The sequence below is a fragment of the Methylobacterium terrae genome (genome assembly GCF_003173755.1).
Classification (GTDB): Bacteria; Pseudomonadota; Alphaproteobacteria; order Rhizobiales; family Beijerinckiaceae; genus Methylobacterium; species Methylobacterium terrae.
In genome coordinates this window covers 4,430,030-4,453,692 of record NZ_CP029553.1, presented here as the reverse complement: position 1 = coordinate 4,453,692, position 23,663 = coordinate 4,430,030, and the positions used below count along the sequence as shown (strand labels likewise).

At 72.3% G+C, this 23,663-nt stretch carries 26 protein-coding genes; 9 read left to right on the top strand and 17 right to left on the bottom strand.

Going from position 1 to position 23,663, the window contains the following annotated elements:
- Positions 1 to 197 precede the first annotated feature (197 nt).
- Positions 198 to 1,460 (top strand): 5-aminolevulinate synthase, encoded by a 1,263-nt coding sequence (hemA, locus tag DK419_RS20680; protein WP_425352600.1) that lies wholly within the window; start codon positions 198 to 200, stop codon positions 1,458 to 1,460.
- Between the two features lie 329 nt (positions 1,461 to 1,789).
- Here hemA and DK419_RS20675 read toward each other — a convergent pair whose 3' ends face one another.
- The 8 genes from DK419_RS20675 to DK419_RS20640 form a co-directional block, all read right to left on the bottom strand.
- Positions 1,790 to 1,939, bottom strand: a complete 150-nt coding sequence (locus DK419_RS20675) for a hypothetical protein (protein WP_162561329.1) — start codon at positions 1,937 to 1,939, stop codon at positions 1,790 to 1,792.
- A 133-nt stretch (positions 1,940 to 2,072) separates the two neighbouring features.
- Positions 2,073 to 3,074: an ATP phosphoribosyltransferase gene (gene hisG, locus DK419_RS20670; RefSeq protein WP_245442581.1), complete on the bottom strand. Its 1,002-nt coding sequence runs from the start codon at positions 3,072 to 3,074 to the stop codon at positions 2,073 to 2,075.
- Entirely contained in the window at positions 3,074 to 4,204 is a 1,131-nt protein-coding gene (locus DK419_RS20665; RefSeq protein ID WP_109960758.1) for an ATP phosphoribosyltransferase regulatory subunit, read from the bottom strand. Before DK419_RS20665 ends, hisG begins: the two co-directional genes overlap by 1 nt.
- Before the next feature lie 167 nt (positions 4,205 to 4,371).
- A complete protein-coding gene (locus DK419_RS20660; protein ID WP_109962408.1) occupies positions 4,372 to 4,671 on the bottom strand; it encodes a helix-turn-helix domain-containing protein in 300 nt (99 codons plus the stop codon).
- A 164-nt stretch (positions 4,672 to 4,835) separates the two neighbouring features.
- Positions 4,836 to 5,060: a hypothetical protein gene (locus tag DK419_RS20655; RefSeq protein WP_162561328.1), complete on the bottom strand. Its 225-nt coding sequence runs from the start codon at positions 5,058 to 5,060 to the stop codon at positions 4,836 to 4,838.
- A gap of 55 nt (positions 5,061 to 5,115) precedes the next feature.
- On the bottom strand, positions 5,116 to 6,651 hold the full coding sequence (gene hisS, locus DK419_RS20650) for a histidine--tRNA ligase (RefSeq protein ID WP_109960756.1): 1,536 nt from the start codon (positions 6,649 to 6,651) through the stop codon (positions 5,116 to 5,118).
- Positions 6,652 to 6,784: 133 nt separating this feature from the next.
- A complete protein-coding gene (locus tag DK419_RS20645) occupies positions 6,785 to 8,020 on the bottom strand; it encodes an O-antigen ligase family protein (RefSeq protein ID WP_109960755.1) in 1,236 nt (411 codons plus the stop codon).
- A gap of 240 nt (positions 8,021 to 8,260) precedes the next feature.
- Positions 8,261 to 9,298: a bile acid:sodium symporter family protein gene (locus DK419_RS20640; RefSeq protein ID WP_109960754.1), complete on the bottom strand. Its 1,038-nt coding sequence runs from the start codon at positions 9,296 to 9,298 to the stop codon at positions 8,261 to 8,263.
- 141 nt (positions 9,299 to 9,439) lie between these two features.
- Here DK419_RS20640 and DK419_RS20635 point away from each other — a divergent pair, with 141 nt between their 5' ends.
- Positions 9,440 to 10,291 (top strand): LysR substrate-binding domain-containing protein, encoded by an 852-nt coding sequence (locus DK419_RS20635; RefSeq protein WP_109960753.1) that lies wholly within the window; start codon positions 9,440 to 9,442, stop codon positions 10,289 to 10,291.
- A gap of 231 nt (positions 10,292 to 10,522) precedes the next feature.
- Positions 10,523 to 11,041: a hypothetical protein gene (locus DK419_RS20630; RefSeq protein ID WP_109960752.1), complete on the top strand. Its 519-nt coding sequence runs from the start codon at positions 10,523 to 10,525 to the stop codon at positions 11,039 to 11,041.
- Between the two features lie 128 nt (positions 11,042 to 11,169).
- Here DK419_RS20630 and DK419_RS20625 read toward each other — a convergent pair whose 3' ends face one another.
- Positions 11,170 to 11,487 carry a hypothetical protein gene (locus tag DK419_RS20625; protein WP_245442579.1) on the bottom strand — a complete coding sequence of 106 codons (318 nt, stop codon included), beginning with the start codon at positions 11,485 to 11,487 and terminating at the stop codon, positions 11,170 to 11,172.
- Between the two features lie 276 nt (positions 11,488 to 11,763).
- On the opposite strand from DK419_RS20625, the gene DK419_RS20620 reads away from it, so the two are divergent.
- From DK419_RS20620 to DK419_RS20605, 4 genes are all read left to right on the top strand, one after another.
- Positions 11,764 to 12,213: a DUF2948 family protein gene (locus DK419_RS20620; protein ID WP_167450842.1), complete on the top strand. Its 450-nt coding sequence runs from the start codon at positions 11,764 to 11,766 to the stop codon at positions 12,211 to 12,213.
- A gap of 78 nt (positions 12,214 to 12,291) precedes the next feature.
- On the top strand, positions 12,292 to 13,581 hold the full coding sequence (gene hisD / locus DK419_RS20615) for a histidinol dehydrogenase (protein ID WP_109960750.1): 1,290 nt from the start codon (positions 12,292 to 12,294) through the stop codon (positions 13,579 to 13,581).
- Positions 13,582 to 13,682: 101 nt separating this feature from the next.
- On the top strand, positions 13,683 to 14,171 hold the full coding sequence (locus DK419_RS20610) for a UPF0262 family protein (protein WP_109960749.1): 489 nt from the start codon (positions 13,683 to 13,685) through the stop codon (positions 14,169 to 14,171).
- Positions 14,172 to 14,274: 103 nt separating this feature from the next.
- Positions 14,275 to 14,697 (top strand): arsenate-mycothiol transferase ArsC, encoded by a 423-nt coding sequence (locus DK419_RS20605; protein ID WP_109960748.1) that lies wholly within the window; start codon positions 14,275 to 14,277, stop codon positions 14,695 to 14,697.
- A 13-nt stretch (positions 14,698 to 14,710) separates the two neighbouring features.
- On the opposite strand, the gene DK419_RS20600 is transcribed toward DK419_RS20605, so the two are convergent.
- The 4 genes from DK419_RS20600 to DK419_RS20585 all read right to left on the bottom strand — a co-directional run bounded on the left by DK419_RS20600 (position 14,711) and on the right by DK419_RS20585 (position 17,650).
- Positions 14,711 to 15,031, bottom strand: a complete 321-nt coding sequence (locus tag DK419_RS20600) for an AzlD family protein (RefSeq protein ID WP_109960747.1) — start codon at positions 15,029 to 15,031, stop codon at positions 14,711 to 14,713.
- Positions 15,028 to 15,744: an AzlC family ABC transporter permease gene (locus tag DK419_RS20595; protein WP_109960746.1), complete on the bottom strand. Its 717-nt coding sequence runs from the start codon at positions 15,742 to 15,744 to the stop codon at positions 15,028 to 15,030. Before DK419_RS20595 ends, DK419_RS20600 begins: the two co-directional genes overlap by 4 nt.
- A gap of 189 nt (positions 15,745 to 15,933) precedes the next feature.
- Positions 15,934 to 16,917, bottom strand: coding sequence for a PAS domain-containing protein (locus DK419_RS20590; RefSeq protein WP_109960745.1), 984 nt, complete (start codon positions 16,915 to 16,917; stop codon positions 15,934 to 15,936).
- On the bottom strand, positions 16,907 to 17,650 hold the full coding sequence (locus tag DK419_RS20585; protein WP_109960744.1) for a Crp/Fnr family transcriptional regulator: 744 nt from the start codon (positions 17,648 to 17,650) through the stop codon (positions 16,907 to 16,909). The genes DK419_RS20590 and DK419_RS20585 overlap by 11 nt, the downstream gene beginning before the upstream one ends.
- A gap of 745 nt (positions 17,651 to 18,395) precedes the next feature.
- Here DK419_RS20585 and DK419_RS20575 point away from each other — a divergent pair.
- Entirely contained in the window at positions 18,396 to 18,671 is a 276-nt protein-coding gene (locus tag DK419_RS20575; RefSeq protein WP_109962405.1) for a hypothetical protein, read from the top strand.
- Positions 18,672 to 18,745: 74 nt separating this feature from the next.
- Here DK419_RS20575 and DK419_RS20570 read toward each other — a convergent pair whose 3' ends face one another.
- The 4 genes from DK419_RS20570 to DK419_RS20555 all read right to left on the bottom strand — a co-directional run bounded on the left by DK419_RS20570 (position 18,746) and on the right by DK419_RS20555 (position 20,498).
- Positions 18,746 to 19,006 (bottom strand): hypothetical protein, encoded by a 261-nt coding sequence (locus DK419_RS20570; RefSeq protein ID WP_109960743.1) that lies wholly within the window; start codon positions 19,004 to 19,006, stop codon positions 18,746 to 18,748.
- An 89-nt stretch (positions 19,007 to 19,095) separates the two neighbouring features.
- Entirely contained in the window at positions 19,096 to 19,773 is a 678-nt protein-coding gene (locus tag DK419_RS20565) for a hypothetical protein (protein WP_109960742.1), read from the bottom strand.
- Positions 19,770 to 20,162, bottom strand: a complete 393-nt coding sequence (locus DK419_RS20560; protein ID WP_109960741.1) for a hypothetical protein — start codon at positions 20,160 to 20,162, stop codon at positions 19,770 to 19,772. The genes DK419_RS20565 and DK419_RS20560 overlap by 4 nt, the downstream gene beginning before the upstream one ends.
- Positions 20,163 to 20,270: 108 nt before the next feature.
- Entirely contained in the window at positions 20,271 to 20,498 is a 228-nt protein-coding gene (locus DK419_RS20555) for a hypothetical protein (protein WP_109960740.1), read from the bottom strand.
- Positions 20,499 to 20,771: 273 nt separating this feature from the next.
- Between DK419_RS20555 and DK419_RS20550 the strand changes: the two genes are divergently transcribed.
- Positions 20,772 to 23,648 carry a phosphoenolpyruvate carboxylase gene (locus DK419_RS20550; RefSeq protein WP_109960739.1) on the top strand — a complete coding sequence of 959 codons (2,877 nt, stop codon included), beginning with the start codon at positions 20,772 to 20,774 and terminating at the stop codon, positions 23,646 to 23,648.
- Positions 23,649 to 23,663: the final 15 nt, after the last annotated feature.

Genomic DNA, 23,663 nt, shown 5'->3' with positions numbered 1-23,663 from the left:
GCCCGTGCGGGAGGCGTCAGAACGCCCTCCTCGCCCTCGACTTTTTCCAAAGACAAAACCGTCGCATTTGAGCGAGATCAAGGCGCGACCAGCGGTGGACCGGCGATCCGGTGTCCCGCCGCGCGGACGGGCTCCGCTCCGGAGCCCCGCCCGGTCCCGCCCCGGACGTGACCGTCCGGCCAGCCCCGCGAAGGACCATGATGCCCGAGACCCGTCAGAGCGCGACCGACTACCAGGCCCTCTTCCGCGGCGCCCTCGAGCGCCTGCACGGCGAGCGCCGCTACCGCGTCTTCGCCGACATCGAGCGCATCAACGGCCGCTTTCCCACCGCCCTGTGGCGCCGCCCCGACGCCTCCACCCGCGAGATCACGGTGTGGTGCTCGAACGACTATCTCGGCATGGGCCAGCACCCGGCCGTGGTCGCCGCGCTGACCGAGACCGCGCAGCGCTGCGGCGTCGGCGCCGGCGGCACGCGCAACATCGCCGGCAACAACTCGCCCCTCGTCGACCTCGAGCGCGAGCTCGCCGACCTGCACGGCAAGGAGGCGGGCCTCGTCTTCACCTCCGGCTACGTCTCGAACCAGGCCGGCATCTCGACGATCGCGAAGCTGATCCCGAACTGCCTCATCCTGTCGGACGCCTTCAACCACAACTCGATGATCGAGGGCGTGCGCCAGTCGGGCTGCGACAAGCGCATCTTCCGCCACAACGACCTCGCCCACCTCGAGGAACTCTTGATCGAGGCCGGCGACCGGCCGAAGCTGATCGCCTTCGAGAGCGTCTACTCGATGGACGGCGACGTGGCGCCGATCGGCAGGATCTGCGACCTCGCCGACCGTTACGGCGCCATGACCTACCTCGACGAGGTCCACGCGGTCGGCCTCTACGGCCCCCGCGGCGCCGGCATCGCCGAGCGCGACCGGGTGATGCACCGGGTCGACGTGATCGAGGGCACGCTCGCCAAGGGCTTCGGCTGCGTCGGCGGCTACATCACCGGCTCGGCGGCGCTCTGCGACGCGGTGCGCAGCCACGCCGCCGGCTTCATCTTCACCACGGCGCTCCCGCCCGCGATCGCGGCGGCCGCCATCGCGTCGATCCGCCACCTCAAGCAGTCGGGCCTTGAGCGCGAGGCGCACCAGCGCCAGGCCGCCCGCACCAAGGCGACGCTCCTCGACGCCGGCCTGCCGGTGCTTCCCACCGACACCCACATCGTGCCGGTGATGGTCGGCGACGCGGAACTGTGCAAGGCGGCGGCCGACCGGCTGCTGGAGCGCCACGGCATCTACATCCAGCCGATCAACTACCCCACCGTGCCGCGCGGCACCGAGCGCCTGCGCATCACCCCCTCGCCGTTCCACGGCGAGGCGCAGATCGCGGCGTTGCGCGAAGCGCTGGTCGAGGTGTGGGACGCGCTGGATCTGAAGCGGGCCGGGACGGTGTTCGTCGAGGCGGCGGAGTAGGGCGGAAATCCGCTCTCCTCGCGCTGGCGGGCAGGGCTTGTTCGGGGAAAAGGACCGCCGGCTTTTCCCTCCCCCCCTCTGCGGGGGAGGGTGGCCCCTGCGTCAGCAGGGGTCGGGAGAGGGGCGGCGCGACGCTGCTCCAGGTGGCGCCCTTCATCAAGATCGCGACCTCTCCGGAAGCGGCGTCCCCTCTCCCGGCCCCTCCGGGGGCCACCCTCCCCCGCAGAGGGGGAGGGGAAAAAGCCCGCGCACTCTTCTTTCCTCGGACAGCTATACCGCAGGGGGAGGATCGGCGCTCTACTTTGAAAAGGCGTGACGTCTCGATCGCTTCACTGCACGAAGCTGCGGAACGCCATTTCCATCTGTTCGTCGGGCGCGAACTCGCCGTGCGCGATCTCGGACAAGCCTTCCAGAACGAAGGGTAGATCCTCCGGCGCGATCTCGGCCCAGGCATCGTTCCGGACGAGCAGGACGATCACGCGTGCGATCGCGTCCTGCCGATCGGGCGGCAAACGCTTCCAGCGCCGCCAACGCTTGCCGCAGCAACTCCGCCATCGCCGGGCGCCCTCCGTCTCCGTTCCCGCGGATCGCAGCACGGACGGCGCCCACCCCTTACGACAACCGCCCCAGCAACCGCTCCACCAGCGGGTTCTCCGCCGCGAAGGCGTAGTCGATCCGGCGCACGCTCACCGCCTGGGCGCCGGCCTGGACCAGGGCGTCGGCGAGGCCGAACACCGCATCGGTCGGGCAGCGCAGCACGATCTCAGCCCCCCTCTCCGGCGCGCCGTAGGGCAGTTCGGCCTCGTGCAGGGCGGCCAACGCCGCCAGGTCGATCTCGCCCGAGGCCGGCATCCCTGCCCGGACCTCGCGGGTGGTGCGGGCCCGCTCCTCGGCGCTGATCCGGCCGAGCACCGCCTGGACGGCCCGGCGCGGGGTCTCGCTCCAGGAAGCGGCGAGCGAGGCGACGAGGTTCGCCTCCGAGCGCAGGATCACCCCGTCGTCGAGGATCTTCAGGGCGTTCGCCGCGAGCGTCGCGCCGGTCGTGGTGATGTCGACGATGATCTCGGCGCTGCCGGAGGCCGGCGCGCCCTCGGTGGCTCCTAAGCTCTCGACGATGCGGTAATCGGCGACGCCGTGCTCGGCGAAGAAGCGGCGGGTCAGGTTGACGTACTTGGTGGCGATGCGCAGGCGCTTGCCGTGGCGCACCCGCATGTCGCTCGCCACCTCGTCGAGGTCGCTCATCGAGCGCACGTCGATCCAGGCCTGGGGCACCGCCACCACCACGGTGGCCTGGCCGAAGCCGAGCGGCGTCAGCAATTCGACCTGGCCGGCGGCGTCCGGCAGGGTCTCGCGGATCAGGTCCTCGCCGGTGATGCCGAGATGGGCCGCGCCGCTCGCGAGCTGGCCGGCGATCTCGGAGGCCGAGAGGAAGCGCACCTCGACCCCGTCCACGCCCTTGAGGCGGCCGCGATAGTCGCGGGCGCCGCTGGTCTGAGCGAGCGTCAGGCCGGCGCGGCCGAAGAAGGCGGCGGCGTTCTCCTGCAGGCGGCCCTTCGAGGGCACCGCCAGCACCAGGGGGCCATCGACGGGACTTGCCATCATCGTGTCGCCCATCAGCGCGCCCCCTCCAGGCGTTCGAGCCAGAACGAGCAGCCCACGGCGGGCAGGGCGTCCGGGCTGCCGAGATGCTGGAGCAGGCCGTCGTAGCGCCCGCCACCGACGAGGGGTTTTCCGCCCCCCTCCTCCGCGACCTCGAAGATGAAGCCGGTATAATAGTCGAGGTTGCGGGCGAAGCTGCCGGTGAACACGAAGCGCTCGAGCGGCAGGCCGCGGGCGGCGATGAAGCCGTTGCGCTCCTCGAACAGGGCGAGCGCCGCCTCGAGCCGCGGATCGTCGAGCCCGGCCCGGCGGGCGAGGTCGCGGGCGGCGAGCGCCGCCGCGTCGGGATCGCCCGTGAGGGCGAGATAGGCGTCGAGCACCTCGCGGGCACGGGCGCCGAGGCCGGCACCGCCCTCGGCATGGGCCGCCGCCTTGGCGAGGAAGCGCTCGGCGATCTCGCCGGCGGTGCGGCCGCCGACCCGGCTGATGCCCGCGATGGCGAGCACGTCCTCGACGAAGGCGCGCACCCCTTGCGGGTCCTGGCCCTGGATGGCCGAGAGGAGGCCCGCATGGGCGGCGTCGACCGCGACGGGCGCGGCGACCGCGTCGAGGGAGCGGCCGGCGGCGACCGCCCGCAAGCTCCGGCGTTTGGCCGCCGGCTGGACGTTCAGCGCGTCGAGGAGCGCGGTGATCAACCCCATGTCGCCGAGGCGCACCTGATTGTCGCGGCGCCCGAGACGGTCGAGCCCGTCGAGGGCGAGGCCGAGGATCTCGGCATCGGCCGCCGGCACGTCGGTCCGGCCGATCGACTCGATGCCGGCCTGGTGGAACTCGTCGGGCTCGGCCGCCCGCAGGCGGAAGACGGGTCCGAGATAGCTGTAATCCGCCGCCTGCCCGTCGGCGACGGCGCGGTGGTGGCGCCCGACGGGAATCGTGTATTCGGGCCGCAGGCAGAGTTCCGCCCCGGCGCCGTCCTGGGTGATGAAGATGCGCCGGCGGATGTCCTCGCCGGACAGCTCCAGGAAGGGCTCGACCGGCTGCAGCACCGGCGGCTCGACCCGCGCGTAGCCCCGGTCCTCGAACAGCGCCAGAAGCGCCTCGTGCGCCGCCGCCGGCCGGGGGGCCGCGGCTCCGTTACCCGTCATTGGTCACAACACCTGCAAATCTCGGACGGCCCTGTAGCAGCCGCGGGCGGGCTTGGCGACCGGGTGCCGGTGGGGCCGTGTGCGGAGGCGACCATCGCGCTTCACGGCTCACGCTCTACGCCCCGAACCCCTTCCGCCTGGATAGCCGCGCGTCCGAGACCACAGGCTCATTCCGCTTGGCCGAGCATATCCTCCACCAACCTCGGATTTTTCTCGATCAGCGCGAGCAGCACGCGAGCGGGTCCTTGCGGCTGGCGGCGATGATGCTCCCATTGCCGAAGCGTTGCGACTGGAACGCCGATGCTGGCTGCGAAAGCCGTCTGTGCCTTGCCAGTCTGACGACGGATTGCGGCGACGTCGATCGTGTCGGGAACATGGACGATCATGCCGGGCGGAGTTTCGCCCTTCGCGTGAGCCTCGGCCTCCTGCAAGGCCGACAGCGTCCTTTCGAAGATGTCTCTGGCCATGCGCTCAAACCCGATGATGAGGCGGATCAGTGCTGCCGCCGATTCCAAAGCGCTCTGATCGAGGATGTCAGCTTGGCAAGCTGCTGCACCTCGGCGTCGCTGAAGGTGTCCCGGTCGCCCTTGCTCAACACGGCCAGCAGGTAGACCGGTGCATCGGATCCGACCTAGGCCGTCAACACGCGATATCCTCCACTCATGCCCTTGCCGCGGCCGGCGAGTCGGACCTTGCGGATGCCACCAGAGCCGACGGTGAGATCGCCCGCCTCCGGATCGGCCGCAAGCATGGCCTTCAGCGCAAGCCGGCTGATGTGCGGCATGCGCTCGGCCTCGGCGTCCTTGGTGGACGCCGGGGTCTCGGCGACCGTGTGCAACGGAGAACCGACGCTCATCTCCGAGCCTGTGAGCCAACTATGTCAATGACACAGTCCGGGGAACGGATCTCCCTCACCCCCCGTGATGCCGCGCCAGCACCTCGCGCACCCGCGCCACCATCTCGTCCACCGGCACCGAGAACTGGGCCGGCCGGGCGGCCTTCCACTCGGCGTTGCTGGCGATGGCCTCGGCGGCACGCGCCCCCTCGATCAGGTCCTTGATCTGGACCTCGCCCTTCGCCCGCTCGTCGCTGCCCTGGATGACGACGCACGGCGAGCCGCGGCGGTCGGCGTACTTCATCTGCGCCTTCATGCCGGAGGCGCCGAGATAGAGTTCCGAGCGGATGCCGGCCTGGCGCAAGGCGGCGACGAGGGCCTGGTAGGCGGCGGTTTCCTCGCGGTCGAGCACGAGGATCACCACCGGGCCGGGGGCGCTCCTCCCCGAGACGATCGGGCTGCCGACCACCTGGAGGGCGGAGAACAGGCGCGAGACGCCGACCGAGAACCCGGTCGCCGGCACCGGCTCGGAGCGGAAGCGGCCGACGAGGCCGTCGTAGCGCCCACCGCCCGCCACCGAGCCGAAGCGCACGGTCTGGCCGTCCTCGTTGACGACCGGGAAGGTCAGCTCGGCCTCGAAGACCGGGCCGGTGTAGTATTCGAGACCGCGCACCACGGAAGGGTCGGCCCGGACCCGGTCGTGGCCGTAGCCCGCCGCCTCGCACAGCTTCATGATGGCGTGCAGCTCGGCGATGCCCTGGCGCCCGGTCTCGGAGGAGCCGACCACCTCGCTCCAGCCGCCGAAGAAGCTCTCCCAGAACGCGAGGCGGTCGCCGCTCTCGGTGGGGCTCGCCTGGAACGAGACGTAGCGCAGGATGCGATCGATCGCCTCGTCGGGAAGGCCGGCGCCCTTGGTGAAGTCGCCGCTCTCGTCCTTGCGGCCGGGGCCGAGCAGCAGGCGCACGCCGTCCGCGCCCAGCCGGTCGAGCTTGTCGATCGCCCGCAAGACGGTGAGGCGCCGGCCGGCCTGGTCGTCGCCGCCGAGGCCGATCGCCTCCATCACGCCGTCGAGGACCTTGCGGTTGTTGACCTTCACCACGTAGTCGCCGCGGCCGATGCCGACCCGCTCCAGGGTGTCGGCGGCCATCATGCAGATCTCGGCGTCCGCCGCGACCGTCGGCGCGCCGACGATGTCGGCGTCGAACTGCATGAACTGGCGGAAGCGCCCCGGGCCCGGCTTCTCGTTGCGGAAGACGTAGCCGGCGCGGTAGCTGCGGTAGGGCTTCGGCAGGGCGTCGAAATGCTCCGCGACGTAGCGGGCGAGCGGCGCGGTCAGGTCGTAGCGCAGCGAGAGCCAGGATTCGTCGTCGTCCTGGAACGAGAACACGCCCTCGTTCGGCCGGTCGAGGTCGGGCAGGAATTTTCCCAGCGCCTCGGTGTACTCGATGAACGGGGTCTCCACCGCCTCGAAGCCGTAGAGCTCGAAGCTCTCGCGGATCTTCTCCAGCATCCGGTGGGTGGCGGCGATCTCGGCCGGCCCGCGGTCGACGAGGCCGCGCGGCAGGCGGGGCTTGAGGGTGGCGGCCTTCTCGGCCTTCGCGGGCTTGGGCATCGGGTCTCGCTGGGAGCAATAGGCTGGCGCGGCCTCGGGCGCCCGTCGCGGCGACGGGCTCGGGATGGCGGCGGGCGCGGGGTTCGCCGGGCTCTAGCCCATTTGCCGTCGCCTGCAAACCGAGGCCCAGCCCTCACGCCCGTCCCGAGGCCAGCCAGCGCACCCGCGCCGCCTCGAGCCCCCAGACGATGCCGAGCATCATGTAGACGTGGCGCCACTTCTCCATGTCGATCTGCATCGCCTGGAGGAAGAACATCAGGAGCGCCGGCACCACGATCTGGGCGTGGCGGCGATAGGGCGTGTCCTGGCTCATCAGCCTAAAACCCACCCGGGTGGTCATCAGCACCAGGAACACGAAGGCGACGCCGGCGACCCAGCCGCCGTTGGAGAAGGCGCCGATGTAGGAATTGTGCGGCTCGAGGTTGAAGGTGCGGCGCCAGCGCAGGGGTCCCATCCCGAGCGGGTCCTCGATCAGCATGCCGATGCCGCGCAGCTGGTTGCCGAAGCGGCCGGTCTCGCCCTCGTCGTAATCCTGCGTGACGGCGGCGCGCTTGGCGAAGGTCTCGTGGACCTCGCCGACGGAGAGCAGGCCGACGAGCGCCAGCGCCCCGAACCCCGCGGTCAGCGCGGCCAGGATCACGATGCGGCGTCGCAAACGCGGGGCGCTGGTGCGGTAGATCATCGCCACCATCACGGCGCCCATCACGACGGTGCCGCCCCAGGAGCCGCGGGAGAACGACAGGAACACCCCGGCGAGCAGGATCGCGAGGCCGAGGCCCGACAGGAGGGGGCGCCGGGCGCGGCCGGTGAGGAGGTCGTGCAGCAGGAAGAAGGCGCCGAGCGTCAGGAACGAGCCGAACACGTTCGGATCCTGGAAGGTGCCCGAGGCCCGGCCGTACTTGCTGAACAGCTCCTCGTTGCCGACGAGCCCGAGATAGCCGCCGATGCCGAGGCCGGCGCTGAGCAGCGTGCTCCCGGTGTAGACCTTGAGGGCGAGCTCGATCCGCCGGTCGCTGTCGTCGGAGAAGAACATCGTGAAGAAGATGCCGGTGACCGCGAGGTAGCACAGCTGCAGCGTCCAGACCGGCGGCAGCTCCTCGTCGAGGTAGGGCATCAGGGCCACCACCGTGGCGCCGACATAGACGAGCAGCACCGCGACGAGCGGCACCGCGCCGCGATGGAGCCGCACGCCGAGCAGGACCCAGAGCAGGATCGTGGGGATCGCCACGATGTCGTAGGGCGAGGTGTCCGAGAAGGCGAAGCAGGCGAAGAAGACGAACGCCGCCATCAGGACGAGGCCGAAGCCGCGCAGGAGGCTCAGGACCGGCATGCCCGCGAGATCGCGGCGCGGCAGGACGAACGTGGTCATCGGGCGCCTCCTCGGGTGACGGCGCCCGGGAGGTTAGCGGCGGGATGGTGTGCGCCGGCTGAAGCGACAGGGTGAACGAAACTCTAAACGGGCCCGCCGGCCGGGCGAGACGGCCCCGAGAACGGCGCGGCCCCGCCGCGGGACGCGCGACGGGGCCGGATACACACGGAGAGCCGGTACGTAACGTGGCTCCCCATGAGAATGGCGCGACGACGTGAATCCTTCGTCAACGCCGGCGGTTCAGCGCGCCGCGAGCTTCGCCTCCACCGGCGCGACGCCGGCCCGGGCCGGCCCCTCCTCGGCGGCGAGGGCCGCCTGCATGTGCGCGGCGTAGCGGCGGGCGAGCGCGGCGCAGGCCATGAGCTGGACCTGGTGGAACAGCATCAGGGGCAGCAGGATGCCGCCGACGTCCTGGCCGGCGAAGATCACGTTCGCCATCGGCACGCCGGAGGCCAGGCTCTTCTTCGAGCCGCAGAACACGATGGTGATCTCGTCCTGCTTCGAGAAGCCGAGGAGGCGGCTCGCGGCGGTCGTGATCGACAGGACGATCGCCAGGAGGACGAGGTCGACGACCAGCATGACGGCGAGCGCCGGCACCGGCGTGCGGGACCACAGGCCCGTCGCCACCGCGTGGCTGAAGGCGATGTAGACGATGAGCAGGATCGAGCCGCGATCGACCACCATGGTCAGGGGCTTGTGCCGGGTGAGCCAGGGTCCGAGGCGCGGCTGCAGCAGCTGGCCGACCGCGAAGGGCAGGAGCAGCTGGGCCATGATCTTGGCCACCGCCGCCCAGTCGAAGCCGTGGTGGCTGCCTTGCGTGTTCAGCAGCACCGCGACGAGGAGCGGGGTGATCAGCATGCCGAGGATGTTCGAGGCCGAGGCCGAGCAGATCGCCGCCGGCACGTTGCCGCCCGCCACCGACGTGAAGGCGATGGAGGATTGCACGGTCGAGGGCAGCACGCACAGGAACAGCACGCCGGCGGCGAGCGCCGGGGTCAGCAGGGTCGGGCTGAGCAGGCCGGCGGCCAGCCCGAGGATCGGGAACAGCACGAAGGTCGAGGCGAACACCACGAGGTGCAGGCGCCAGTGCACCAGGCCGGCGAGCGCCGTCTGCCGGTCGATGCGCGCGCCGTGCAGGAAGAACAGCAGCGCGATCATGCCGTCGGCGAAGACGCCGAGCCACTCGGCCGCCCGGCCCTGGACCGGCAGCAGGCTGCCGAGGATCAGGGCGCCGACGATCATCAGCGTGAAGTTGTCGGGGCGGAGGCGGGCGAGCATGGCGGTCCGGACGGAGAAGGGCGTGGGGTCCCGATCGTCCTAACCGGCCGCCGGCCCGAAGGGTACGCGGGGCGCCGGGATTACAGTTATCGTGATCTGCGATAGCCTGCGAGGCGTTCATGCAGGAAGCGGAGAGCCGGTGTGACCCGCCTGATCGATCCCGTGCTGCTGCGCACCCTGGCGGCGGTGGTGCGCAGCCGCAGCTTCAGCCGGGCGGCCGAGCAGCTCGGGCTCGGCCAGTCGACGGTGAGCCAGCACGTCCAGCGCCTCGAAGCGCAGCTCGGGCGGCGCCTCGTCGCCCGCGACACCCACTCGCTGGCGCTCACCCCGGAGGGCGAGACGGTGCTGGGCTTTGCCCGTACGGTGCTCGACGCGCACGAGCGGCTGGAGCGGGCGCTCGCCGGCGGCCCGGTGCGGGGCAAGGTGCGCTTCGGCGCCTCCGAGGATTTCGTGCAGAGCCGGCTGTCGGAGGTCCTGCGCGATTTCCGCGAGGCCTACCCGTCGGTCGACCTCGAGCTGAGCGTGGCGCTCACGGGCTTCCTCAACGACGCGCTGGCGCGGGGCGAACTCGACCTCGTCCTCGGCAAGCGCCACGTCGGCGAGACGCAAGGGGTGCTGGTGCGGCGCGACCGGCTGGTCTGGGTCGGGCTCCCCACCGCCCTGCCGGAGCGCGGCGAGCCGGTCTCGCTCGCGAGCTTTCCGCCTCCCAGCATCACCCGGGCGATCGCGCTCGCCGCGCTCGCCCAGGAGGGGCGGGCGTTCCGGATCACCTGCACCTGTGCCAGCCTCAGCGGCCTACGCGCCGCGTCGCTCGCCGGCGTCGGCGTGATGGCGCAGCCCCGCAGCCTGATCCCGGACGGCCTGCAGGAACTCGCCCATCCCGACCTGCCGCGGCTCGCCGACGTCGAGTTCGTGCTGTCCGGCCCGGGGCTGCACCGCGAGCCGAGCCGGGCGCTCGCCCACGAGATCCTGAACGCGGACATCTGGGATTGATGCACCCGTCCGGACGTCGGAGGCCGGGCCGGCCACGCGGGGATGGCGTGGATTTCCGGGCCCGGCTTTCGCCTTCCTTAAGGCTGGATCGCGGCTCGGATTGCCCGCCCGGTCGAACGCCGTAAGGTGCCCTCGAGCACGGGGTCGCGACGGTGACGAGCATCCCGGCGCCCGGGCGGTCCCGGCGCCGGATCACGCCGCGTCGGTCGCCCGCAAAGCAGGATGCGTCGGATGGTCAGGGAACTCGCCGGTCTCGTCGTGACGGCCGCGCTCGCGGCGGGCCCCGGCGTCGCGGCGCAGGCTCAAGTCGTCAACCAGCAGATCAACCAGGGCGGCACCACCACCAACGTCCACATCTACAATTTCGGCCCGCAGGGGGGATCGGCCCCGCGGGCGGTCCACGACGCGGCGCCGTCGGGCGGATCGTACTGGGACCACAACGCCTCGGTGATGGTCCTGGTCGCGGACGGCGCGCGGCGGCGCTTCTACTATCACCGGCCGCGGCCCGGCATGGCGGAGGCGGGCGCCCGCAGCGGCAGCCTGCTGTTCGACGGGGTGCGGCGGGGGAACACCTACTCGGGCACGGCCACGGTCTTCGCCGGTGCCTGCGGCACCTTCACCTACAGCGTGGACGGCATCGTGGTCGCCGACCGCCGGGTGGTGATGCGGGGCCTCGCGCCCCGGGTCGACCGGCGCACCTGCGGGGTGTTCGACTACCGGGCCGACGAGCTGGCCTTCGACCTGATCTAGGACTGCCCGCGCCCCTTCGCCCGCGCATCCTCCCTCGGCACCCCGGGGTTTCGCGGCGGCGAGCCCCGGGGTGCTCCTCGTGCGGCGGGGGCGTCGATCCCCCGCCCCTCTCGCCCCCACCCCTCTCGTCAATACCCGATGGCGCCGCGCTTGAAGCCGAAGCCCGGGACCTCGCAGCCGCAGGAACTGTTGAGGGGCGCCGGCCGGGTCGGGCAGTTGCCGCGGGCGGTGACGCAGATCCGGCCGATGCGGCCGCCGCCATACTCGCCGCGATAGCGCGGACGGTCGTACTCGTCGCGGTAGCGCGGCCGGTCGTAGTCGTAGCGCTCCTCGTAGCGGCGGCGCGGGCGGTCCTCGTCGTAGCCATAGCCGTACTGTGCGAAGGCGGGCGCGACGCCGAGGCCGAGGGTCAGGGCGGCCAGGGCCGCGGTCATCACGGTCTTCACGAATCTCTCCTTCGATCGACTTTGAGGGCTCGGTCGAGCCGAGCCTGTCCGATGGTCACGCTAGGCGCCCGGACATGAACGCCGGCTGAGGCGATTCGGTGCCGCTGCGACAGCTCGAAACCGCGGCGAATCCCGGTCGCACGTCGTCGGCCGGCCGGCGGTTGTCGTCGGCGGGGGGCATCGCTACCTACTCTCAGTATCATCCAGACAGCACGGGCCGCGCCGTCGTCACGGCAGGCCCCCAGAACAGGGACGCCGACAGTGAAGGACGCGGAGATGGAGCTCCTGAAGCTCGCTGCCCTCGACGCCGACGATCTCGCGGTCATCTCGACCCACCTTCAGGATGCGGTCCTGCGGACCGGAGACCTCGCCTACCTGCCCCGGGAACGACGCTTCGCCCTGGTGGCGCGGCGCTTCGACTGGGAATGCCCGGACGGCGCCCCGCCCCGGCGGCGGCTGACCGGCCTGCACTTCGAGCGGGTGCTCGCTGTCCGCTGCCGCAACGTCTCGCGCGAGGAACCCGACGCGCCGCTCGAGCTCCTCGCCATCACCTTCGAGCCCGGCGAGGCGCCGTCCGGCATCGCGACCCTGGTCTTCGCCGGCGGGGCTGCGATCCGGCTCGAGCTCGAATGCATCGAGGCGGCGATGAAGGATCTCGGCCCGGTCTGGCAGGCCGAGAGCAAGCCGCTGCACACCTCCCTCGACATGCCCCTCGACGCGGCCTGAAATTTTTGGCAGTCGGCGGACCTTGGCCCGACCCCTTGGCTCGACCCTTTGGCCCGCCGACACGAGACCGGATCCCGCATGCAGCGCCTCGATTCCCGCGACCCCGATTTCGAGGCCCAGTTCGTCCGCCTGCTCTCGGTCAAGCGCGAGGTGGCCGAGGACGTCGATGCGGCGGTGCGCGACATCATCCGGGACGTGGTCGCGCGCGGCGACACGGCCTTGATCGAGTACACGGCGCGCTTCGACCGGCTCGCCCTGGCGCCCGAGACCATCCGGGTCTCGGACCGGGAGATCGACGCCGCGACCGCCGCCTGCTCTGCGGACGCCCTCGACGCCCTGGCCCTCGCCAAGGCGCGGATCGAGACCTACCACCGCGCCCAGGTGCCGGCGGACCACCGCGAGACCGACGCGCTTGGCGTCACCCTCGGCTGGCGCTGGACCGCGCTCGAATCGGTCGGCCTCTACGTGCCGGGCGGCACCGCGAGCTATCCCTCCTCGGTGCTGATGAACGCGGTTCCCGCCAAGGTCGCGGGCGTGCCGCGGATCGCCATGGTGGTGCCGACGCCGGACGGGGTCACCAATCCGCTGGTGCTCGCGGCGGCGAGGCTCGCCGGCGTCGACGAGGTCTTCCGGGTCGGCGGCGCCCAGGCCGTCGCGGCGCTCGCCTACGGCACGGCGTCCATTCGGCCGGTCGCCAAGATCGTCGGCCCCGGCAACGCCTACGTGGCGGCGGCCAAGCGCCGGGTGTTCGGCCAGGTCGGCATCGACATGATCGCCGGCCCCTCCGAGGTGCTGATCCTGGCGGATTCCTCCGCCAACCCCGACTGGGTCGCGGCCGACCTCCTCGCCCAGGCCGAGCACGACGCGGCCGCCCAGGCGATCCTCGTCACCGACAGCGACGCGCTCGCGGACGCGGTGGCCATGGCCGTCGAGGGCCAGCTGAAGACCCTGCCGCGCGCCGGGATCGCCACCGCGAGCTGGCGCGACTACGGCGCCATCGTGCGGGTCGAGCGCCTGTCCGACGCGATCCCGCTCGTCGACCGGCTCGCCCCCGAGCATCTCGAGATCGAGTCCCACGACGCCGAGGAACTGGCGGCGCGGGTGCGCAATGCCGGGGCGATCTTCCTCGGCGCCCATACCCCGGAGGCGATCGGCGACTATGTCGGCGGCCCCAACCACGTCCTGCCGACCGCCCGCTCGGCCCGGTTCTCCTCCGGCCTCGGCGTGCTCGACTTCATGAAGCGGACCTCGATCCTGTCCTGCACGCCCGAGGCGCTCCGGGCGCTCGGCCCGGCGGCCGTGGCGCTCGGCCGCTCGGAGGGGCTCGACGGGCATGCCCGCTCGGTGGCGATCCGGCTGAACCTGTAGGTTCGGGTCGCCCAACGTCCGGCTTGCGCGGAGCGCCACGCCCGCCTTCTGCTGCAAGCCTTCCAGTGCAAGCCTTCCAACCCCCCGCGAGAGGTGACCCGATGGCGAGCGAGGCTCCCGATCCGCGACAGCGCCTGGCGGCGGTGACGCTCGACGAGGATTCGATCGGGCGCGGCAACCCGGACCAGGAGCACGAGCGCGCCATCGCGATCTACGACATCCTGGAATCGAACAGGTTTCGCGTCGCCAACCACGACGGCGGGCCCTACGCGCTCGCGCTCGGCCTCGTCGAGAACAAGCTGTCCTTCGCGATCGCGACCGCCGACGGCCAGCCGGTGATGACCCATCTCCTGTCGCTGACGCCGTTCCGCGGCGTGATCCGCGACTACGAGATGATCTGCGACAGCTACTTCAAGGCGATCCGCACCGCCTCGCCGAGCCAGATCGAGGCGATCGACATGGGCCGGCGCGGGGTCCACAACGAGGCCTCCGAGCTGCTGCGCCAGCGCCTCGAGGGCAAGGTCGAGATCGACCACGACACCGCCCGCAGGCTGTTCACGCTGATCTTCGCCCTGCACTGGAAGGGCTGACCCGGTGTCCGGAAGCCCCCTTCCGGACAGCGCCGCTCCGGCCGGAGCCGACCCGTCGAACCCCGATCCGGCGAGGGCCGAGCCGCCAAGGCCGGGCAAGCGGGTGCAGTCGGTGCTGTTCGTCTGCAACTTCAACGCCGTGCGCTCGGCCTGCGCCGAGGCGCTGGCCCGGCACTATTTCGGCAGGTCGGTCTACGTGCAGTCCGCCGGCGTGCGCAGCGGCGAGCCCACCGACCCGTTCATGGTCTCGGCCCTCGACGAGATCGGCATCGACGCCTCGCGCCACCGCCCCCGCACCCTGGAGGAGCTGGAGGAGTGGGAGGGCCTGAACTTCGACCTGATCGTCTCGCTCTCGCCGGAGGCCCACCACGCCGCCCTGGAGCTCACCCGCACGGTGGCGGCCGACGTCGAGTACTGGCCGACCCCCGACCCGACGGTGTCGCAGGGCTCCCGCGAGCAGCGCCTCGACGCCTATCGCGACGTGCGCGACGGGTTGGGGTTCCGGATCCGGCAGCGGCTGCGCTGAGGCGCAACGGGCCCTACAACCCCAGCGCCCGCCCCGCCGCCACCACCCCCAGCCCCGCCAGCACCGCCGCCAGCTCGAACCGGGTGAGCGCCATCACGGCGGCGGCCGCGACGAGGCCGAGGAGCCCCGGCAGGCCGGCGGAGAGGCCGGTCGGCAGGGCGGTCGCCACCACGATCGAGCCCGGCAGGGCGCGCAGGCCCCGCTCGACCCGCGGGGTGAGCCGCACCCGGCTCATCAGCACCACGCCCGAGGCGCGGCAGAGATAGGTGACGAGGGCGAGCGCCAGGATGGCGATCCAGGGACCGGCGGGCCCGGCGAGAACCGCGTCGATCATCGGGCCGCCCCGTCGTCGACGAGGAGGCCGGTGACGAGGCCGGCCGCCGCGCCCGCCGCGATGAAGGCGTAGCCCGGCACCAGCCGCTGCACCAGGAGCGCCACGAGGCCGGAGGCGAGCCAGGGCAGGGCCGGCCGCACCCCGCGCCAGAGCGGCGCCAGCATCGCGGCGAAGAACACCGGTAGGATCATGTCGAGGGCGTAGGCCCGGGGCTGGGTCACCAGGGCTCCGGCCAGGTGGCCGGCCACCGTCGAGGCGACCCAGAGCGGCCACAGGCCGATGCCGGCGCCGAACAATACCCCGAGGTCGCGGCCGCCCTCCGAGCGGTGGCGCACGCCGATGAGCCAGCTCGCATCGACGAGGACGAACAGCGTCATCGCGGTGCGCCAGAGCGGCGTGCCGCGCATCCAGGGCTGGATCGTCGCGCCCATCAGGATCATGCGGGCGTTGATGAGGCCCGTCACCGTCATGGCGGCGAGCAGCGCGCTCACCGTCCAGGGCTGGCCCCAGACCTCGAGCGTCACCATCTGGGCCGAGCCGGCATAGACCAGCGCGCTGGCGCCCGCCGCTTCCGCGAGGCTCAGGCCGCGCTGGGCCGCCGCCGCCCCGAAGGCGGCGCCGAACACCGCGATGCTGGGCCAGAGGGGCAGGCTGAGCCGGAAGCCCGTGAGAAGGCCGGCGCGGGTGAACGGCGCGGCGGACGCGTGCGACATGGCGGGCGGGAGCTGTGACGAGGGGTGCGGGAGCCTCGTCTGTGGCGCGCCGGCCCGGCAGGCGTCAATCCGCGCAGGTGCCTGCCTGGGTTGCGATATCGGGGTCCCCGGTGGGTGCGCTCATGCTTGACGGTTCCTCAATGGTGCGCATCGGGCGGCGTTTCCACGTGAAACAACCCGCCCGCCGCCTCAGGCCGGCAGCGGCAGCACGATGACGACGTCGCGCTCGCGGTCGGTCTCCGCGACGGTGACGGCGGCGCGAAGGTCGTAGGTCAGCATCCGCTCCAGCATCTCGCCGCGCAGGGTCTCGCCGCCGATGCGGCAGGCGCCCGGCCGCGCCCGCTCGCGCCAGGTCAGGGTCAGGTGGGTCGCGGTCGTGCTCCAGGTCGCGGCGATCCGGTCGTGGCCGTCGAGCACGGCGCCGAGGGCCAGCTCGTGCAGGGCGAGCCCGAGCTTCTCCGCCACCTCGACCGGCAGCCGCACCGGCGGGCCGGCAAGCTCGCTCGGCTCCGGCATGACGTGGGCGGAGAGCTGATCCCGGATCAGGACCTCCAGGGCGACGCCGGCCAGGGGCTCGCGGGAGACCTCGACCTGGATGCGGGCCAGGGCGGCGAGGCGGTCGTCGATATGGGAGACGACGTCCTCGACGCTCGTCGCGGTGGCGGCGACGCGGCGCACGATGCCGCGGATCACCGCGAGATGGTTGCGGCCGCGCCGCTGCAATTCGTAGACGAGCTGGGCTTGAGCCTCGCGCATCTGGTGCAGATCGTGGATATCGGTCGAGGTGCCGAACCAAGTCGTCGGCCGGCCGTCGCGGCCGCGCAGGGGCGTCGCCCGGGTGGAGAACCAGAGATAGGCGTCCTCCTGGCTCGCGTCCGACGGCTGGCGGCGCAGGCGATGCTCGACCGAGAGGTAGCCCCGTCGGTCCGCCCGCTGCCAGGCCTCGCGCGTGCGGTCGCGGTCGTCCGGATGCACGGCGTCGAGCCAGCCGCCGCCGCGGCTGCGGTCCGGGCCCTGGCCGGTGAAGGCGGCCCATTGCCGGCTGGCCCAGATCCAGTCGCCGAGCGGGTCCGACTGCCAGACGAGGTGCGGGATGGTGTCGACCATCCGGCGGAAGTCGGGCTCGTCCCCCCTCGTGTCGTCGGTCTCGCGACGGTCGGCCTCACGCCTCATTGGAATCGAGGTGCCGTCCTTCGCGGCCCAGATGGAGGTAGTTCGGGTTGAACTGCACCGCCCGCTGCAGCGCCTCCAGGCGGTGGATGGTGAGCTCGCGCCCGCGCAGGGAGATCAGCCCGACGCTGCGCAGCTCCTGGAGAGTGCGGTTCACGTGCACCACCGACAGCCCGATCGTATCGGCGATCTCGGCCTGGGTCAGGGGCAGCTCGCAGGTATTCCCCTGGGTGAGCCCGACGGCGCGCAGGCGCACGTAGAGTTCGCAGAGCAGGTGGCCGAGGCGCTCGAAGGCGGTGCGCTGGCCGATATTCACCGTCCACTCGCGCTGGATCGCCGCCGTCACCAGGGATTCCCAAGCCAGGGCCTGCGACAGCCGGGCGTGGCCGGCAGTGAGATGGCGCATGGTCTCGGCCGGGATCTCAGCCAGGGTCACGGCGGTGACGGTGCCGATCGAGTGATCCATCTCGCGCAGGACCGAGACGTTGTGGTCGCACAGGTCGCCGGGCAGCAGGTAGGCGATGATCTGGCGGCGCCCGTCCTCGAGCGTCTTGTAGCGACAGGCCCAGCCGTCGAGGATCAGGTTCACGCCCTGGGGAAGATCACCCTCGTGGACGATGTCGTCGCGGGAGCGGATGCGACGCGTGCGTTGTCGCGACGCCTGATCGAGCACCTGCTTGTCCTCGAAGGACAAGCTCGTGAAGTGCTCAAGTTTGCGGATGAGAAATTCGGCCAAAGCGTCCCGCCATGCCACCCCGCGCGGTATGTAACCCATTTCTACTCATAATTGTCATATCAAAAGTTAATTTACACAGAGTTGTGACGTAAATTGATGCATTATTGTTTTAACTCAAAAAAATTCAGTATTCCGCCGAGGCGGTCCGGGCCGGAACCGGACCCGCATCGGTCGGCGCGCGAGCACCCGCGGGCCCGGCCCCGCGGCATGTCATACCGCGCCGCCTTCGAACGGATCCGCTCGGAGGCCATGGCTTAAGCCCGAACGGGCGTCGGCGCCGATGCGCCGGACGCCTCGGCATCGACGTGTCGATGCCGAGGCAGCGAGGGTATCAGACCCCGCGCGAAGTGTTGCGAACCCACAACATCAGGTTTCGAAGTGAAAGCTCGGCCACAGAGCGGGGATTGTGCTCGGCGCCCGGATGGGCAGTTTTGGCCGCGAGGGCGGTTCCTCTCCGGCAGAGCTGCCGGGTGAGGCTGCCGGCAAGGCCGCCAAGTGAGGCTGCGATGATGTCACGGGCGATGCACGATCGACCCGGCGGGCCGGCTCCCGCCGTCCTGCCGCCGGCGACCCGGTCCCCGGCGGGCGCCAGGCCGCTCGCCGCCGTCCTGGCGCCGGGGCTGCACGCCGCGTTCGACGGCTGCCTGTCCGAGGCGCTGCCGGCGGATCTCGCCGATCTCCTGGGGCGGCTCGACCGCTCCGCCCTCCCGATTCCTTCGAGCGTACGCAGAGTCCCATGATGCCCATGAGCGAAACCGCCGCCGACACCAACCGCGTGGTCGCCTTCCCGCAGGCCGTGGCCGCCGCCCCCGTCGACGAGAACACCGCCTCGATGATCGAGGTGCTGCAGGAGCAGCTCCGCCTCGCCCGCGAGGGCAAGCTGCGCTCGGTCGCGGTGGTGTCGGTCTCCTCCGACGGCGGGGCGATCGGCACCCAATGGTCCTGCACCCACGGCGACATCACCAGCCTGATCGGCAAGCTGACGGTGCTGACCCACGACATGATGGCCGCCCGCAAGTGACGCCGGACCGCAGGTGACGCCAGGCCGGTCGTGACGCCGGCCTCGTCGGCCGACGGCTTCGGAACGGCCCCGCCTCAGCCGCGGCTGAGCCGCAGGGCGTTGGCCCGCACCTTCCGGCGGTAGTCCCGCACCACGCGCTCGGCCGTGCCGCCGGTGGCGAGCGTCATCGCGGCCTCGGCGGCGGCCTCGACCTTCTCGGTCACCATGCGCTGCGCCTCGATCTGGGCCGCCGCGCCGCCGAGCGAGAGCTTGGCCAGCCGCAGGGCGACCACGGTCTGCGCCTCCAGTCCCAGGCGAACCGTGTCGAAGCCGAGGCGCAGCCAGGAATCATACATCGCGAAGCGTCTCCGGGATCAGGACACGGGGAGCAGGGTGGCCGTGCGGGGGCGAACGCCGCGACGGCCCGGGTTGTTTCGGTCGATGCTCAGGGAATCGCACCCTGCGGCAGCATCAGGCCACCGGGCGTGCGCGCCGGCCCGGCATCGGGCGCGGCGGCCTTCTCGCGCTTCGGCCGGGGGCGCGGGGCCGCGGCCTTCGCCTGGCCCGCCTCGGCGGAGCCGGTCGCGGCTCCGTCGCCCTGCGCCGCCTCCGTCTTCGGGGCGGCCTTCGCATCACCCTTGCGGGCGGCGCCCCCCTTGCGGGCGGTGGGGGCGGGCTTCGGCTCCGCCACCTTCGGGGCGTCGCCGCAGGCCTCGAACTTGAGCTCGGCCAGGACCTGGCCACCGTCGTCGGCCAGGATGCGCAGGGTCTGCGGCAGGCCCTCGAAACCGCCGGCCCACTGGATCGCCGCGCCGTTCTGCGCCTCGAGGGCCGCCGGCGCGGGGCCGCGGCGCAGGCCCGACAGGTCGGGGCCGTAGGCGGTCGCGAGCTTGTTGCGGATCACGACCTGCAGCACCTGCACCGTCTCGGGCGAGAGCGGCCGCAGCGGGTTGGTCAGGGTCATCGTTCCCTGCCGGGTGACCCAGAGGCGAAACCCCTTGCCGCCCGCGAATTCGGGCGCCTGCGCCGTCGGGCAGGTGGGCGCCGCATCCTCCCCGGCGGCGCGCGCCGGCAAGCCTGAGAGGGCGGCCAGCAGGGCGGCCAGCACGGCGTAGCGCGTCACCGGGACTCTCCGTCGCGCTCGGGATCGCGGGACCCGGGCCGGCGCCCGGCCTCGCCGTGCGTGGATGGGCCGTGCGCGGCCTCGGGCAGACCGGGCTCCGCCGGATCGTGATCGATGGTCATGCGGCCCTGCGGCCGGAGGCGGGGCGCGCTCGGCGCCTCCAGCCGCTCGGGGAAGGCGCGGTGGGCCTGCGGATCGCGTGCCGCCTCGTCGAGCAGGCCGGCGAGATCCTGGTCGAAGTCGCGAAACAGCTCGTCGCCCCGGTCCTCCAGCTCCTGCTCGTGCGGGAGCCGCAGGGGCGGACGGCGCGCGCGGCCATGCCCGAACGCGAGCACCAGGCCCGCGAATACCAGGGCTGCCGCGGCAGCCAGAATCACGATCATCTCCATCGTGAGGCCAGCCTTAGAGCATTTCCGGCGGCGTGTCCGGTCGCGCAGCGACGGTCCCTCATGCGGTGCGCGGGGCTTTCGGCCCGCGGCGCGAGCCCGCCGGGGACGTCAGCTCGCGAGGTAGCCCGCCTCGCGCAGGCTCTCCTCGATGGCGACGAGGAGCGCGCCGTCCTCCGGGGGCGGCCCGAAGACTTCCCCGGCCTCGACCGCGGTCTCGGCGTCTTGGGCCTGTCGCGCCGGGGCACGCTTCCCGGAAGGCGCGCCAATCAGGCCGGCGGGCAGGGTGGTCCCGACGAGGGTGGTGGCCGCGCTGAGGGCGGCTCCGATCGACATCATGGCGCGTGGCTCCCGTGTCGGCGTCCCGTCGGACGTCCATCCGGCCGGCATTATGGCGCCTTGACGAAATCTTAACCATCGCCCGGGCGCCGCCCGCCCCGAATCCGGGCCGGCCTGTGTCGCCGGGGCCGCAGGCACCCTCGCGTCGCGGCAACGCCCGGGGTAAAGCCTGACCCGGCCGCGGAACGCTCCTTGCCTCACCGGCCCCGAGGCGCGGAACCCTCAGCGCCGCGCGATCCGGACGGTGATCCGGCGACAGGACGAAGCGACCCGATGGACAGGCTCGACACCTCCGCCCGGCAGGGCTCCGGCGACCGCGGTTCCGAGACCGGCGGGCCCGACCCGCGGCCCTCCCCCGAGACCCTCGAGCGGGACCTGCTCGGGCTGGTCGAGGAGGCGCGCCACCAGGCGAGCCAGGACCCGTTCCGCAACCCCGTCCTCACCGTGGCGCTGGCGATCAGCCGGGGCTTCGACCGCGGCGAGATCGGCGAGGACGACCTCGCGGGCCTGTTCGTGCGCCTGCGGGCCCAGGCGCTGGAGGCCCGGGCGGTGCGGCTGCGGGCCTATCTCGGCCTCGGGCCGGAGGCCGATTCGAGCGCGGCGACCGAGGCCGTGGCGGCCGCCGCCCTCGGCGACCCGGAGACCCCGTTCGAGACCGCCCGCACCCGGGTCGAGCGCACGCGCTTTGCCGCGGTGTTCACCGCCCACCCGACCTTCGGGATGCCGAAGGCGGTGGCGCGCCTCCTGGCGCAGGCCGCGTCCGAGCCCGACCCGGCGGCGCGCCACGCCCCGATCGAGGAAGCGGCGGCCTTGTCGGCCCGGGCCGACCCGGTGATCACCCTCAACGACGAGTTCGACCAGGCCCGGCACGCGGTCCAGCACGGCCGCGCCGCCCTCGACCGCCTCAACGAGGCCGTCCTGCGCGCCGCCCGCGAGCGCTGGCCCGAGAGCTGGAGCGGGCTCGTGCCGAAGCCCGTCGTCATCGCCTCCTGGGTCGGCTGCGACACCGACGGGCGCACCGATATCGGCTGGTGGGACACCCTGCGCTACCGGCTCGAATCGAAGCGCACCCAGCTCGACCGGGTGCTGGCGCAGCTCCCCGACGACCCCGCCGCGGAGCCCGCGCGGCGCCTCGCCGGGGAGGCCAGGGACGCGGTCCTGCGCCAGCTCGCGGTGGCGCCCAAGCTCGGCGAGCAGCCGGGGCTCGAGGCGGTCCACCGCTTCGCGCTCGCGCTCATCATCGAGCGCGACCGGGCCCGGACCGAGGCCGGGCCCCTCCTCGCCCGTCTCGACCGGGCGGTCGCCGACGCCGCCGACGACGAGGCGCGGCTCGCGCTCTGCACCCTGCGGGCGGGCGTCGCCGCGCACGGGCTCCAGAACGGCCTGCCGCATTTCCGGCTCAACGCCAGCCAGGTCCACAACGCCGTGCGCCGGGCGCTGGAGCAGGAGGGCGACCCGACCGACCCGGCCCAGCGCCGCTCCCACCTCGCCTCGATCAACGCCCTCCTCGACACCGTCGCGGCGGTGCCGGTGGATTTCGGGGCGCTCGCCGCCGAGCGGGCCTCGGCCGCCCGGCTGATGATGACGATCGCCCAGATCCTCAAGCACGTCGACGGCACCCACCCGGTCCGCTTCCTGATCGCCGAGACCGAGACCGGCTACACCCTGCTCGCCGCGCTCTGGCTGGCGCAGCATTTCGGCATCGGCGACCGGGTCGAGATCACGCCGCTGTTCGAGACGGCCTCGGCGCTCGAGCAGGGCGTGCACGTGATCGAGGACGCGCTGCGCTCCCCCCACTGGCGGGCCTACCTCAAGCGCATCGGGCGCCTGGTGGTGCAGTTCGGCTACTCGGATTCCGGCCGCTACGTCGGCCAGCTCGCCGCCACCTTCTGGATCGAGCGCCTGCGCCTGCGCATCACCGAGCTGATGGAGGCCCACGACCTCACCGACATCGAGCTCGTGATCTTCGACACCCACGGCGAATCGATCGGGCGGGGCGCGCACCCGACGAGCCTGTCGGACCGCCTGGCCTACCTCGCCCCCGACCATGCGCGCCGGCGCAACCGCGAGGCGGGGATCCGCACCAGCCTCGAATCGAGCTTCCAGGGCAGCGACGGCTACCTGATGTTCGGCACGAAGGCCCTGGCCGAGGCGACCGTCGCGCGCATCGGCGAGCACGTCTACAGCCGGCTCCAGCCCGCGCCCGACCCGATCTACGCCGAGGCCGACTTCGCCACCGAGTTCTTCACCGGCGTGCGCCAGGACATGGAGACCCTGGTCGAGGATCCGGGCTACGCGGCGCTCCTCGGCACCTTCGGGCCGAACCTCATCGACCGCACCGGCTCGCGCCCGGTGGCGCGGCAATCCGACGGCGGGGGGCCCGTCGCCATCACCCATCCGCGCCAGATGCGGGCGATCCCCAACAACGCGATCCTGCAGCAGCTCGGCTTCCTGGCGAATTCCCTGCACGGGGTCGGGCGGGCGGCGGGCCGGGCGCCGGACCTGTTCGTCGAGATGCGCGAGCGCTCCGAGCGCTTCGCCCGCGCCTTCCGGCTGGTGCAGGAGGCGACGGCCGTCGGCGACCTCGACGTCCTGCGCGCCTACATCGACACCCTCGACCCCTCGGTCTGGCTCGAGCGGGCCCGCCGCGCGACCCGGGACGGGCGGCGCGAGGAGATCGTCGCGGTCGCCGCCGCCCTCGACCGGCTCAACCTGGCGCCGCACCTGCGCCGCCTGTTCGGCCGGCTGACCCGCGACCACCTGATGCTGAGCATGGTCGCTCCCGACCTGCCCGCGATGACGCCGCGGCTGGCGCTCCTGCACGCGCTGCGCCTGGCGCTGATCCACCGGATCTGGTTCCTGGCGGTGCACATCCCGGGCTTCCGTCCGCAGAACGGCATCACCCGCGAGGTCCTGATCGAGCGCATCCTGCGGCTCGACGTCGAGAGCTGCCTCAAGCTCCTCGACGACATCTTCCCGGTCACGCCCGATCCGACGCTGGGCCTCAATTTCGGCGAGCCGGCGGGCCCGCGCGGGATCGGCACCTACGAGGCCGAGCACCGCACCCTGTTCGCCCCGATCCGCCGCCTGTTCGGCCTCGTGCGCGAGATCAGCGGCATGATCCAGCACGAGGTCGGGGCGTTCGGCTGACGCTCCGGGTTCCGT